Consider the following 13567-nt stretch of genomic DNA (forward strand, 5'->3'; position numbering starts at 1 on the left):
TTTTTAAGCAACATTAAAAAGACGCAAAAAGCGTAAATAAAGGTGCCTCAAAGTATAAATAGTGAACACTGCTTAAAAATAAGAGGAGATTTACGTGTCATTTCTACCGGAGTGGTCTATTGTTGTACAATTTGCTTTAGCATCGTTGATTTTAGCACTTATTCCAGGACCTGATATGATGCTTTCTGTAGGACGAACCATTACGCAAAGCAAAAAAGCTGGAATTATGTGCGCCTTGGGAAGTGCAACAGGGTTTGCTATTCAGGTTACCGCCGTAGCACTTGGCTTATCAGCACTTATCTTTACTACGCCACATACTTTTGTTCTTCTGAAAATTGTTGGCGCCTTTTACCTTTTATGGTTTTCCTTTCAAACGTTACGGAGAAATCCGACATTTTCCTTTGAACCAACATCTTCTAAATCTCAAAGCTCTAAACGTAACTATCTTGCTGGTATTGGAATTAATCTTCTCAATCCTAAAGTTATACTCTTTAACGCGACATTCTTACCACAATTTATCAATGCGAATGATCCTATGGCAACACAAAAGTTACTCTTCTTAGGACTCTCCTATATCCCTATTTCTTTCCCCATTACAATTTCAATTGTTTTTACAGCGCATAAACTTACCAAAATTCTCAAAAAAAAACCTCTTTATATTCGTATTCTCGACTGGCTTATCGCTGGTATTTTTACCAGCTTTGCCCTCCATCTCCTTATAGTTACAAAACATTGATTTATACGTGTAATGTATCGCTTTTAATTTAAATAAAACATCAAATATTGTAAGATTCTCTCATTCTGGAACTGTTTATGTTGAATTAAACAACACCTTTCCCCTTAGTAATCACAAGCAAAGCTGGAATTTTCGTATGGATAAAAACTATCTAAGAAAAGAATAAAAATACCTCTTATGAACCATCTTAAGTGCCAAAAACTGTTACAATATTGGGAGCTGAAAAATAGAATGGTGCTACTAACTTACGCTTTTATTAAACGTAAAGATGGGATAGCATATACATTGTCACAGAAGCTTTTATGTTATATTCCTCAGGCATTATCGTGATATGAGGAGTGCACTAAGAGATACTTAAAAAACATATCAATGGACAACTCAATGGTATTTATATTTTAGATCCTCTGTTTTGCATATGAAGCGTGATCTTATTAAAGAACGTCATAAACAAAAGTATGAGGCAATGTGCAATTTCCACTCTTAAAAAATATTATCGTAGATGTTTTTAAAAATCATAAAACCGAATTAAAGAGTATGATAATTAGTTACGATCCTTAAGACTTTATGTTCCCTCTAAATTAGGCTTTCTCCTTTTTTCAGAGATTACAAAACAGACTGTAAAGAATATCTTTCCCCCTATTTAACATATAAAAGCTGGAACTGTTCGTCTAGTACTTATCCATCTTAATCTCTATCTCACATATCCCATCGCATGAGGTTTGGATATTAAATTACAAATAAAAAAGCACAGGCTTTATATCACTATATCACTGAAAATAGCGTTAACTAATGACCAACGGCATCTTCAAATCGCAAACGTTCAGATTTCCGTAAGCGCTCTGAAGCCGATTTAAGCTGTCCACATGCCGCTAAAATATCGCGTCCACGCGGTATCCGAATAGGAGAAGCATAGCCCGCTTGATTAACGACATCGGCAAAACGCTCGATTTGCTCCCAATCAGAACACTGATAATTACTCCCTGGCCACGGATTAAAAGGGATTAAATTAATCTTAGCAGGAATCCCTTTCAATAACTGAATCAATCGCTTAGCATCATCTAAACTATCATTGATATCTTTTAGCATAACATATTCAAATGTGATTCGTTTTGCATTGGAAAGACCAGGATAATTACGGCAAGCATCCATTAGTAAAGCAAGCGGATATTTTTTATTAATGGGAACAAGCATATCCCTTAGTGTATCGTGTACTGCGTGGAGTGAAATTGCTAACATAACACCAATTTCTTCCCCAGTTCGGATAATTCCAGGAACCACTCCACTGGTCGAAAGCGTAATCCGACGTTTTGATAAAGAAAGCCCATCGCCATCAGAAGCAATTAATAAAGCTTTTTTTACAGCTTCAAAATTATAAAGAGGTTCCCCCATTCCCATCATAACAATATTGGTAATTTTGCGCCCTTCAACAGGAACAATTGCCCCATCAGGGGTATTCTTATCAGGAAAATCACCCAAACAATCACGTGCAACCAGTAGTTGTGCCAAAATCTCTTCTGCGGTCAGATTACGAACAAGCACCTGCGTTCCTGTATGGCAAAAAGAGCAGGTTAACGTACACCCTACTTGCGATGAAAGACATAAAGTACCACGCCCTTCTTCAGGGATATAAACTGTTTCAATTTCAACAGGTCTTCCAGCTCCACGTGCAGGAAAACGTAAAAGCCATTTACGTGTACCGTCTTTTGATATTTGTTCTCCAACAATTTCTGGGCGCGCAATGGAAAAATGGCACTTAAGTGTTTCTTGCATTGCTTTAGAAATATTCAGCATCTCATCAAAATTTGAAACGCCACGTACATAAAGCCAATGCCAAAGTTGACGGACACGCATACGCGTTTGATGCTCTGGTACACCAACTGTCTTTAAAGCTTGCGCCATTTCATCTTGCGACAAACCAATTAAAGAGAGCTTAGAACTCTCCTTCACGACCACATTATCTGTTTTTCGTGCAAAACATGAACCAACTGGTCTAAGGTCATAAGAAATGGCCATTGCTTTCCAATTCACATCACTATTTTAGAAGTTATCAAAACCTTAATGGCACTTTTGAGCTGCATTTAATGCAGCAGTGACCCCTTTTAAGGAATAAGTATAGGTGGTATGCGTTCCTCTTTTTGATATCGCTTGCACTGTCATATTGTTTCCAGCACGCATAGCAGAAACAAGCTGCTTTTCTAGCTCTGATGACGCCAACCAAGCTGAGGAATCCTTCGTGAAAAAATCAAAGTCCTTATTTCCAATGGTCACTGTCACTCTCGACCCTTCTTGAAGCGTATAACCAGCCATGAACTGCGGTTCAAACAAAACAGGTGAATGAGAACGCTTGGTAATTAAGAAAAAGTTATCACCATGATTAACCGTCGTTGGAAGAGCCTTCAAAGGTACCGATAACACATAGCAAATCGTATTTTTGGGCGATTTATAAGAATAGGCCCCCCATGCTTCAAATTGATTTAAACGATTTGGCGTTTGTGCATATGCGGCCCCAGCTGTAACCAGAACCATTACAGATGCAGCAATAACAGTCTTTTCAAACATCTTTATTTAGCTCTCTTCTTTAGTCTCTAACAAGATTTTCTTCACTGGAAAAGTTCAACAAAAATTTCTCGATACTCATGTATCACTGTTCTAATTCCTCCAATAAGCAAAATACCTTCACACCAATCAAAATAGATCTCTACGTTTCATTGTGACCTTTTAGGTGTTACCAAAATATAAACTTCTTATTCAATAACCCCATTAAAAAATAACATTTTCACTTTATGCTACTCATTTCGTTTTTGTAAAAAACGATTTCTTTAAGCAATAGGACTCCAAAACGAGATGAAAATACACCACCACTCCGTTAAGAAATAAACTATACTCTTTAATATCACAAGAAATCTGCTGCAAAATTTTGCAAACACACCCTGCACTCCCCAAAAATTTCACAGCCTTGCGAATATCACTTCTCGACTTCACATATTTAATGCATTTATGTTCGTAAATACCTCACCTTTTACCCATTATAGTGTATTCATACTTCGTATTCAACATCGTCCCCATATCGCCTTTTCATAATCTTCAAAATATCTTAAAAAAATAATAGACTATTATCACTACATTGGTCATGAAACATAAAGTACTTAGATTCTGTCTCAACAACTACATGTCACTTTGTTTCTTTTGCTCCTATTAATTCTTCCTATATATTTCATCTCCAATTTTTAAGTTCTAAAGTGATTCTAGTCGCTTATAATAGCTTAAACATATTATTTTGAATGTATTAGACAATTCCTTTCTTTCTGTTACCAAAAACGTTTTAAGAATTTTTTGACAAGTCCCCTTATCTTATTTCTAAGTAATTCATAAAAAGAAATATAAACTTTTTTCTATAGCAGTTCTAACATTAGCGTTTTTTTAACAACATTTTAATCAATTAATGACACTTGAATAAATCTTCTTATGCACAAAAACTCTTTCATCCAACCTAAAGGTATAGTTTTCATTCTTACCGTACAAAATTATTTTTTAGTATGAGCTCTATATAACAGCTGACATCTAAATCATACTTAATCACACTTTGCCAGCTTCCAATATTGCTATAGCCCTTGGCACTTGAGACTGTTCATAAGAAGCATTTTTACTCATTTCTCATACAGTCTTATCCACACGGCTTTCCTCGATTGTAATCGTGTAAGTGAATGGTTTTGATTGATTCAACATAAATAGGTTCGGCATGAGGGAATCTTATGATATTCGGGGCTCTCATTCAACATGTAAAATATGTGAATTATCTTTATAAATCAAGATATTGATACACACAGGATACAGTATCCCTTATTTTCTACCTGAATCTTAATAATATTATCCCTAAATACTTAAAATTAATTTACAAAAAAATTCAATGCACGAATAAACTTTTCTATTGATGTCTTTCCCACCCTCAAAGAGCGAAGATTCTTAACCCAATCTGGTGTATAAAAAGTTTGGATTCTTGTTGAGCCGAGTTCCTCTTGCCTTCCCTCTAATGTGATTCACTTAACTAAAGGCTCTACAAATAAGTCCTGCTTAAGAATATTTACCACGCACTCTAAAAGCACTTAATATATTAAGAAGACTTACAGGTTTTATCTCACCACACCTCAAATGCTAATGTTTTTACAGTATAATAGGATAAAAAAATTCATGACCATAATAATTGGATGCTTTAATATACAAGAATAAGAAAGAACAAGCCCTTCGTTTTTGTTGCTCGCTCTTTAAAAAGAAGATTCACTTAGAAATGACTTTTAAAATCTCATGACGTAACCTTTTGTTATTAGTCTTAAGATGCAAATTATATTATTTCCTATGCTCTGTGGTGCATACATCGCAATTTATACGCTCATAATACCTTTTAAGCCGCATTTGATTCTGAAGTCTGAATCAATAAAGCATAAAGCGCATTGGCATTATGCGTATTGCGCAACTTTTGTACAACATCAGCATGACGCAAAACACGTGCAATCTGTGATAAAGCTTTTAAGTGATCTGCACCAGCATTTTCAGGTGCCAAAAGGAGAAAAACGAGATCTATAGGTTCGTCATCGAGAGCTTCAAAATCAACAGGACTTTCAAGACGCGCAAATATACCAACAATCCGATCAATATCAGGTAATTTCCCATGAGGAATCGCAATACCACCACCCAAACCCGTTGAACCAAGCTTCTCGCGTTGCAAAACAACATCAAAAATTACATGCTCACTAAGACCTGTCAGCTGTGACGCTTTTTCGGCTAAAATTTGTAGAACTTGTTTTTTCGAATTAGCCTTAAGAGCCGGAATGATCGCTTCCGGTGCTATTAACTCACTCAAATTCATACTTTAATTTTCCTCTTACACGCTCAAATGCTCATCAATAAACCTATAAACGGTATAGATATTTAATGTTCTTTCACTTTTCGCAACATCGCATATGCTGTTATTTTTCAATTTAGAACGGATGATAACTCAATACATGTCATATCACTTTTAACACAACGATAAATGGTATTTAGCTTCTCATTAACGGCATGAGAAAACAAAGAAATGAAGTTGCTCATAAAGTTAATTTCCTTACGACTCTAGACAAAGGTCATTATTCATAAATTTATTAAACTTGTCATAAGAATTGATGTATAATTCGCCATCAGAGTTTTTCTTTCTTTAAAAATGATCCCTTAAATTAAGATGAAAAGCATACTGAGCAAAATGGACCTTTATTTTGGAAATTACTGTATAGCTTGAATACCGCCTTATAACAAGAATATAAAGGTTTTTAGAGATTTAATGGTTATTTTAAAAGATTTATAGATTTAGCCTGATATCTGTAGCCAAGCTCCTATTTTTAAATAGGGCTATATAAACCAATAAAATACGACAACTCCTATTGAATAACCGCAATATATAACCGGTGATCCTATTAAAATACCTAAAACAGCATCATCGATATATTATTTGATTCGACAGAGAAAAATATGATAAATACCTCTTACCTTTCAATAACACACGCACTTATTGAGAGTTTCGTTTATCACTCATTATCACGTTAATCTAGTGATATATTTTCTATGATACGATCATGAGTAAGCTAAACTTATAAAAAACAAACTAACTCTTTAATGATGAAGCTTTTTTCACCACTCAATAAAAACATTCTAAGGTTATAGTCATAAAAGAAGTTTTGGCATAAATAAGGAGATTTTCAGTAATAATGTTTGGTTAAACTTAAATGGAAACTCGTGAAAGCTGTAAAATCAAAGAGAAAACTGATTTCCTAAATAAATTCTGCGTACATCAACGTTGTTGATAATATCATTAGGACAACCGTGAACTAACACCCGCCCTGTATGAATAATATAAGCGCGATCGACAAGCCCTAATGTCTCACGCACATTATGATCTGTTATTAAAACACCAATGCCACGCTTCGTTAAATGACGAATAAGTTGTTGAATATCGAAAATAGCGATAGGATCAATTCCTGCAAATGGTTCATCAAGTAACATAAAATGGGGACGAGAAGCTAAAGCACGCGCAATTTCAAGTCGCCGACGTTCACCTCCAGATAACGAAAGTGCAGACATTTTACGTAAATGATCAATTTTAAATTCATGTAAAAGGCTATCTAACTCTTCACGCTGTTTAAGGCGATCTTTTTCAACGACCTCTAAAACAGCTTTAATGTTATTTTCTACTGAAAGACCACGAAAAATAGACGCTTCCTGTGGAAGATATCCAATACCTAAACGCGCACGTCGATACATCGGAAGATGCGTAATATCAAATCCATCAATTGTAATGGATCCTCCATCAGATTTTATGAGCCCCGTAACCATATAAAAACAAGTTGTTTTACCTGCCCCATTGGGCCCTAAAATGCCAACGGCTTCTCCCGTACGAATACCAAAAGAAACACCATTAACAGTTCGTCTTCCTCGATAAACTTTAATCAAATTACTGGCAATCAAAGTCCCTTTTAAGGGATTTTTTGAAGATTCACTTTCAAGATTATATCTATCGGTCTGTTTTTCTCTTTTGATTCCAAACATGAAATCTTAATGGCCATTCTTTTGATTTTGTTTTAAAATAATAGAAACACGACCTTTTTTCTTAGGCGTCTCACAGCCTTCTAAAAAAGCCTTTCCGCTTTCCATATTTGCCGTTAGTTTGCACCCCGTTGCCACATTGTCACCATCAGTTAACACAACATGATTCCCTGTCAAACTCATCATTTTTGACTTTCCATCAAAAACGCCTTTATCACCCGTAGCAACTTGCGTAGCAATTTTTATATAAACTTTTCCTAAAGCTTCCATTTTTTGTATACTCGACGAACCAAATAAAGAAACAGATGATGCCTTTGTATCTTCCTTGTTTTTATCAATTTCTTTATATGCTTTATCGTAGTAAACAACTAATTCTGCCGTTCTTAAAAGACGTTCACCTTGCACCACTGAAACATCACCCTTAAAAAGCGCTATCCCTTCTTTATCACGTATTTCCAAAGAATCTGCATGAAGTTCTACCGGTTCTTTATCGCTAGATAGACTTATTCCAAAATGGGCCACTTCAGCATATCCTAAAACTGCTCCTCCTCCTAACATTCCCATGCTAAAAGCCAACATCACACCTATCCATCTTTTGTACGATTTCATTATTTCAATTCTTTTGTTTGTATATACGCATACTTTATAAATATCCTTTAAAGATTTGTATTGATATTGCGTTATTGCTTTTGAAGCACTAAATGCACACCACCATGGAAATACATGTTTTTTCCTTTTTCTCGAATTTGTAAGGCGTTTGCGGCAAGATGAAAACCGGCTTGCTGAATATTAACACGTTGATCTGTTTTTAACTGTCCCTCAGATAAGTTAATACTAGCTGACATAAATTGTACCATCATCCCATCATTCGTCGTAATGGTGAATGGCTTGTCCAACTGTAAAAAACCATTAATGTTATCGTAAACCCCCCCTTGTGCTGCGAGAAAAATCTGTCTTTGTTGGCCCATAAATGCTCTAGCTGTAATGTTTTGCAACCCAATCATTCCAGCGTGTGTATGGTCTTGAAATGCCTTTTCTGCTTTAAGCCAATAAGGTTCATGAGCACGCGTATACCCTTCTAATTTTGGATTAAGCATCGTCAAATTCATCACGCCACTTTCTCCATTATTCAAAGGCATAGAATCAGAAGTAACGGGAACTAAGAAAAACGTAAACCAGCAAAAAACCAGCGCTGAAATCAACGCTAAAAGAGGTAAAAAAATTTTTAATATGCTAATGCGACGCGAATGACGGGATGCTTTTTTTAAAACATCTCCAAAAGATGATTGCGTTGAAAAGGCTTTATAATGATTGTGTACGGACATACTCTCCTGATCTCTTAAATCCTCCGCATTTTTAATCTGTATACCCTTTATAGAAGGTATTTTCAAATTTTGTTTCTTGCAATTTGTTTTTTCTTGATTTTATTTTGCTTTTATCCGTTTATATATTGTAATATGCATGGAGTGCACAATTACAAAAATTTTTTTGTGTGAAAGTGAGGCTATTGTGGTAAAATCAGAGCTTGTGCAAATTATTGCTCGTCATAACCCGCATCTTTTTCAACGGGATGTGGAGAATATTGTAAACGCTATTTTTGAGGAAATTGCAACAGCACTTGCAAATGGCAATCGCGTTGAACTTCGTGGATTTGGAGCTTTTTCTGTAAAAAGCCGCTCAGCCCGTAATGGACGTAATCCACGAACAGGTGAAGCCGTTTCTGTTGAAGAAAAGTGGATTCCTTTTTTTAAAACTGGCAAGGATTTACGCGACCGTCTTAATCAGTGAGAAACTTATGATAATTAAACGTATTCTTCTAACAAGTATCAGTGTGATTCTCGCAGCGGTTTTGATTGTTTTTATCGTGGCTAATCGTCAAATGGTCCCGTTAACCCTTGATCCTTTTCGAGCAAATCCTGAAAGTTTTACTTATCATGCTCCCCTCTTTATATGGCTCTTTATTTTCTTTGGTTTTGGTGTTTTATTAGGAAATCTGATCAGTTGGTTTTCCTATCACAAATACAAAAAAGCTCTCAAAAAAAGTGAAGCTGAGATTGAAAAATTGAAAACATCTATCACAAATCTTGTGTAATGGTATTTAAATGAAATCTTTTATCTTTAGTATTTTATATTCAGTACAGAGTTAAAAGTGCTCTTTTTCTTTTTTATACATGTTTTAATTGACTTTAGCTTTTTTGCACTTTTACGAAACATTTAAGAGCTTTATAATATATTTTTATACCTCATATACCATGATACAAAACATGCCCGCACAATGCTTTCAATCCTCCCATAACAATAGATATCCGCAGGAAAAATTGCCCCTTATTTTAGAAACGGGTGTAAGCGAAAACTATGCTCTCATTGACTCTGGTCATGGACAAAAATTAGAACGTTATGGAGCTTACCGTATTATTCGACCAGAAGGTCAAGCACTATGGAAACCCGCTTTACCACAAAAACAATGGGCTGATGTTGATGCTATTTTCACAGGAAATCTTGATGAAGAAGGGGTTGGCCGTTGGCATTTTCCTAAAAAGCCACTTGATGAAACATGGGCTCTTGCTTGGAATGGATTGTCTTTTCTAGGCCGTTTTACTTCCTTTCGTCATGTAGGAGTTTTTCCTGAACAAGATGCCCATTGGCGCTCTATGGAAGAACAAATTGTTCAAGCCGAACGCCCTATAAAATTGTTGAATCTTTTTGGCTATACAGGTATTGCCTCTTTGATTGGAGCACGAGCGGGGGCGAATGTTACCCATGTTGATGCTTCTAAAAAAGCCATTGCGTGGGCAAAAGCTAATCAAGAAAGAGCAGGATTACCAGATCATTCTATTCGCTGGATTTGCGATGATGCTATGAAATTTGTCGAGCGTGAACTGCGTCGTAAGAAAAGCTATGATATGATCCTTCTTGATCCCCCTGCTTATGGGCGTGGACCCCATGGTGAAATTTGGCAACTGTTTGATCATTTACCCGCCATGATCACAAATTGTCGTAAACTTCTCTCTGATAAACCGCTCTCTGTTGTCCTTACAGCTTATTCTATTCGTGCTTCCTTCTTTGCACTTCATGCTTTAATGCGTGATGCATTTGTAAATCTTGGTGGTACAGTCGAATCAGGAGAACTCATTTTGCGTGAAGAAGTTGCAGGACGAGCTCTTTCTACTTCTCTTTTTAGCCGTTGGATTGCTTGAATATGTGTAGACCAAAAACTGGTAGAGTGAAAGAAATTACCTCTCTTAGCAACCCCATCATAAAAGATCTTAGAGCACTTAGCCAAAAGAAAAACCGTAATAGAGAAGGTCTTTTCATGGCAGAAGGATTGAAATTGGTCATTGATGCTCTCAATCTTGGCTGGACAATACAGACGCTTATTTTTTCTAAAAGTGAAATCGGTAATGCTACTATCGAAAATACTGCCGCACGTGCTGTAGCCAACGGTGGTTTTGTGATTAAAGCCTCACAAAAGGTTATGGAATCACTTACCAGACGCGATAATCCACAAACAGTTATTGGTATTTTCAAGCAAAAATGGCACTCTTTTGAAATGATAAAAGGGCAGATTAAAGATGTTTACATCGCGCTTGATCGTGTGCGTGATCCTGGAAACCTTGGTACCATTATTCGAACCGCTGATGCTGTAGGTGCTAAAGGTGTTATTTTAATTGGTGAAACAACAGACCCTTTCTCGCCTGAAACGGTCCGTGCAACCATGGGGTCAATTTTCTCTGTACCACTTTATCGTTTTGATGAAAATGCCTTTTTAAACTGGTCTTCTCACTTTAAAGGTATGATTGTTGGAACACACCTCAAAGGATCTCTGGATTATCGGACTCTTGATTTCAAAAATGGTCCTGTTATCCTTTTAATGGGAAATGAAAAACAGGGATTATCAGATATTCTTACAAGTCGGTGTGATAAACTTGCGCGTATTCCACAAAGTGGACGTGCTGACTCGCTTAATCTAGCAGTAGCAACAGCTGTTATGCTTTATGAAATACGTCGCCCTTATTTAACACTAGAACCATGCGAGGAAAAAATATGATCCGTAAATCACTCCCTTTTCTTCTCCTTGGCTTAGTTTTTACAATAGGACTTGACCAAGCTGTCAAGTACTGGGTTATGCACAATATGCCTTTAGGAACAGAAATCCCCTTCTTTCCTTTCCTTTCACTTTATCATGTACGAAATTCTGGCATTGCATTTTCGTTCTTTTCTTCCTTTTCTCACTGGGGAATCATTACCATCACAATCATTGTGATTATCTTCCTTTTATGGTTATGGAAAAATACTGAATATAATAAATCTTTTATGCGCTTTGGTCTTATCCTTATTATTGGGGGAGCAATAGGCAATCTTATTGATCGTATTCGCTTTCATCATGTCACTGATTATATCCTTTTTCATATTGATGATATCTTTCATTTTGCTATTTTCAACCTTGCAGATAGTTTTATCACTCTTGGTGTTATTACCATCCTTATTGAAGAATTGCATACTTGGATGAAAACAAAACGTCATTCTAACCGCACATCTTCTCATTGATATTCTCATCACCTTAAAAACAAGGGATTCTTGATCATCACAAGCCTGATTACAAATTGATTCCTCTTAATCAATTCTTATTGCTCGTGATTTTACGTGTTTCTCTTCATGGGACTATACGATCTTACTGTCTTTTCAACTTTACATTTCTACACTTGCTCAATGCAAAAGAAATGGATTCAAATAGAAATTACCTTTTTTCATATTGAATAAAAGCCCTTAACAGCCTAAATCTCTTTTATTTGGAATCTGTTCATGTTGAATCCATAAAAACCATGTCTCTTGCAAGACACAAGCAAGTTAATAATATTGATTAATATAAACAGATTTGAAACCAGAGAATCTTGCAATATTCAGAGTATCATTTAGTACTCAAAAAGATAGTTTATTATTATATATCAATTAAATTATTATAAAAATCCAATTCAATAGCTCTTATAACCGTACAAAACAGATGCAATATTGGAAGTTGAAAAATAGTGCGATGATACTTGCCGCTCTTCTCATAAGCGCAAAAATAGTGGATATCTTATAAGGGATTGTATTACATAGTTTCTGTGAAAATAGAAAAGCCTTTAAGTATAGTCTTTTTATCTTGCAAAAATATGGCAAAAAATGGAAATATTTTTTATTAAAATGAACTATTTCCTTACCAATTTGTAAGGTTCCTTCTTCATATAAATCTCTTGTAATTTTTAAATAAATCTCCATAATAAGAGCATATATGCTGGAATTCTGTCAGTGATTCTTAAGGGTTTTTGTATTTGCCCAATTAAGGCTTATACCAAACTTATCTGTGTAATGACAGAGACACCTTTAAAGCCCTATACCTGACAGAACATATGCTAAAGGATTTTATATTATGGCTAATTTTAAAAATTTACGTTCGGCACCTGCTTCTCATGCCGATGCATCAATTGATCAGGGATTACGCGACTATATGTTGGGTGTCTACAATGCAATGGCCATTGGTTTGCTTATTACAGCTGCTGCCGCTTATGCAATTGTATCATTAGCAACGACAACAGATATGAGCCAAGCAGCAGCTCAAATCAATAGCAGTGTTTATCTAACACCATTTGGAGTAACATTTTATACATCGCCATTCTCTTATATTGTTATGTTTGCACCACTCATAGCAGTCTTATTTCTCAGTTTTAAAATTAATACATTGAGCACAAATGCTGCTCGTAGTCTCTTTTTTGGTTATGCTGCTCTGGTTGGTCTTTCACTGTCTTCAATCGTTTTGCGCTATACGACAGAAAGTGTTGTGCAAACCTTTGTCATTTCCGCCGCAACTTTTGGAGCTCTTTCACTTTATGGATACACAACAAAGCGTGACCTCACAGCAATCGGTTCATTCTTATTCATCGGATTGATCGGCTTGTTGCTTTCCATGATTGTGAACATTTTTCTTGGATCAAGCGCTTTGCAGTTTGCTATCTCTGTGATTGGTGTTTTTATCTTTGCTGGTTTAACAGCCTACGATACCCAGAGCATTAAGTTGATGTATTATGAAGGAGATGAGAGCGACACCAAAGGACGTAAAGTTATTATGGGCGCATTGAATCTTTATCTTGATTTCATCAATATGTTTGTCTTCTTGCTACAGTTTCTTGGCTCAAACCGTGATTGATTGCAAAAATCATAACTTAATTAAAGAACCTTGTTTCTAAAAGAGACAAGGTTCTTTTGTTTTTAGTGTAAGTCTTT

General features: G+C 35.8%; 13 protein-coding genes. 7 read left to right on the plus strand and 6 right to left on the minus strand.

Annotated features, from left to right (window positions below):
* The first annotated feature begins 94 nt into the window (after positions 1-94).
* Entirely contained in the window at positions 95-736 is a 642-nt protein-coding gene (locus tag ACFIJL_RS00630) for a LysE family translocator (RefSeq protein WP_375622038.1), read from the plus strand.
* A gap of 786 nt (positions 737-1522) precedes the next feature.
* Here the strand turns inward: ACFIJL_RS00630 and rlmN are convergent.
* The 6 genes from rlmN to lptC all read right to left on the minus strand — a co-directional run bounded on the left by rlmN (position 1523) and on the right by lptC (position 8631).
* The gene (gene rlmN, locus ACFIJL_RS00635) at positions 1523-2749 is read right to left on the minus strand and encodes a 23S rRNA (adenine(2503)-C(2))-methyltransferase RlmN (RefSeq protein ID WP_375622039.1); all 1227 of its coding nucleotides are present in this window, start codon (positions 2747-2749) and stop codon (positions 1523-1525) included.
* 42 nt (positions 2750-2791) lie between these two features.
* A complete protein-coding gene (locus ACFIJL_RS00640; protein WP_375622040.1) occupies positions 2792-3295 on the minus strand; it encodes an invasion associated locus B family protein in 504 nt (167 codons plus the stop codon).
* 1840 nt (positions 3296-5135) lie between these two features.
* Entirely contained in the window at positions 5136-5600 is a 465-nt protein-coding gene (gene ptsN, locus ACFIJL_RS00645; RefSeq protein ID WP_375622041.1) for a PTS IIA-like nitrogen regulatory protein PtsN, read from the minus strand.
* Positions 5601-6514: 914 nt separating this feature from the next.
* Positions 6515-7309, minus strand: coding sequence for an LPS export ABC transporter ATP-binding protein (gene lptB / locus ACFIJL_RS00650; RefSeq protein ID WP_375622042.1), 795 nt, complete (start codon positions 7307-7309; stop codon positions 6515-6517).
* Positions 7310-7315: 6 nt separating this feature from the next.
* Positions 7316-7915, minus strand: coding sequence for an LptA/OstA family protein (locus ACFIJL_RS00655; protein WP_375622043.1), 600 nt, complete (start codon positions 7913-7915; stop codon positions 7316-7318).
* Between the two features lie 71 nt (positions 7916-7986).
* The gene (gene lptC / locus ACFIJL_RS00660; protein WP_375622044.1) at positions 7987-8631 is read right to left on the minus strand and encodes an LPS export ABC transporter periplasmic protein LptC; all 645 of its coding nucleotides are present in this window, start codon (positions 8629-8631) and stop codon (positions 7987-7989) included.
* A 184-nt stretch (positions 8632-8815) separates the two neighbouring features.
* On the opposite strand from lptC, the gene ihfB reads away from it, so the two are divergent.
* The 6 genes from ihfB to ACFIJL_RS00690 all read left to right on the plus strand — a co-directional run bounded on the left by ihfB (position 8816) and on the right by ACFIJL_RS00690 (position 13490).
* Complete coding sequence (gene ihfB, locus ACFIJL_RS00665) at positions 8816-9094, plus strand: integration host factor subunit beta (RefSeq protein WP_273790186.1); 279 nt, start codon at positions 8816-8818, stop codon at positions 9092-9094.
* A gap of 7 nt (positions 9095-9101) precedes the next feature.
* The gene (locus tag ACFIJL_RS00670; RefSeq protein WP_375622045.1) at positions 9102-9398 is read left to right on the plus strand and encodes a LapA family protein; all 297 of its coding nucleotides are present in this window, start codon (positions 9102-9104) and stop codon (positions 9396-9398) included.
* Positions 9399-9570: 172 nt separating this feature from the next.
* On the plus strand, positions 9571-10503 hold the full coding sequence (locus tag ACFIJL_RS00675) for a class I SAM-dependent methyltransferase (RefSeq protein WP_375622046.1): 933 nt from the start codon (positions 9571-9573) through the stop codon (positions 10501-10503).
* A gap of 2 nt (positions 10504-10505) precedes the next feature.
* Positions 10506-11354, plus strand: a complete 849-nt coding sequence (locus tag ACFIJL_RS00680; protein ID WP_375622047.1) for a TrmH family RNA methyltransferase — start codon at positions 10506-10508, stop codon at positions 11352-11354.
* On the plus strand, positions 11351-11854 hold the full coding sequence (gene lspA / locus ACFIJL_RS00685; RefSeq protein WP_375622048.1) for a signal peptidase II: 504 nt from the start codon (positions 11351-11353) through the stop codon (positions 11852-11854). The genes ACFIJL_RS00680 and lspA overlap by 4 nt, the downstream gene beginning before the upstream one ends.
* Before the next feature lie 862 nt (positions 11855-12716).
* Positions 12717-13490 carry a Bax inhibitor-1/YccA family protein gene (locus ACFIJL_RS00690; protein ID WP_375622049.1) on the plus strand — a complete coding sequence of 258 codons (774 nt, stop codon included), beginning with the start codon at positions 12717-12719 and terminating at the stop codon, positions 13488-13490.
* Positions 13491-13567: the final 77 nt, after the last annotated feature.

It is taken from the genome of Bartonella sp. TT119HLJHH (genome assembly GCF_042193385.1).
Classification (GTDB): Bacteria; Pseudomonadota; Alphaproteobacteria; order Rhizobiales; family Rhizobiaceae; genus Bartonella.

Coding starts and splice junctions, on each gene's coding strand:
- rlmN (WP_375622039.1), bottom strand. CDS start 2,749: ATGGCCATTTCTTATGACCTTAGACCAGTTGGTTCATGTTTTGCACGA.
- ACFIJL_RS00640 (WP_375622040.1), bottom strand. CDS start 3,295: ATGTTTGAAAAGACTGTTATTGCTGCATCTGTAATGGTTCTGGTTACA.
- ptsN (WP_375622041.1), bottom strand. CDS start 5,600: ATGAATTTGAGTGAGTTAATAGCACCGGAAGCGATCATTCCGGCTCTT.
- lptB (WP_375622042.1), bottom strand. CDS start 7,309: ATGTTTGGAATCAAAAGAGAAAAACAGACCGATAGATATAATCTTGAA.
- ACFIJL_RS00655 (WP_375622043.1), bottom strand. CDS start 7,915: ATGAAATCGTACAAAAGATGGATAGGTGTGATGTTGGCTTTTAGCATG.
- lptC (WP_375622044.1), bottom strand. CDS start 8,631: ATGTCCGTACACAATCATTATAAAGCCTTTTCAACGCAATCATCTTTT.
- ACFIJL_RS00670 (WP_375622045.1), top strand. CDS start 9,102: ATGATAATTAAACGTATTCTTCTAACAAGTATCAGTGTGATTCTCGCA.
- ACFIJL_RS00675 (WP_375622046.1), top strand. CDS start 9,571: ATGCCCGCACAATGCTTTCAATCCTCCCATAACAATAGATATCCGCAG.
- ACFIJL_RS00680 (WP_375622047.1), top strand. CDS start 10,506: ATGTGTAGACCAAAAACTGGTAGAGTGAAAGAAATTACCTCTCTTAGC.
- lspA (WP_375622048.1), top strand. CDS start 11,351: ATGATCCGTAAATCACTCCCTTTTCTTCTCCTTGGCTTAGTTTTTACA.
- ACFIJL_RS00690 (WP_375622049.1), top strand. CDS start 12,717: ATGGCTAATTTTAAAAATTTACGTTCGGCACCTGCTTCTCATGCCGAT.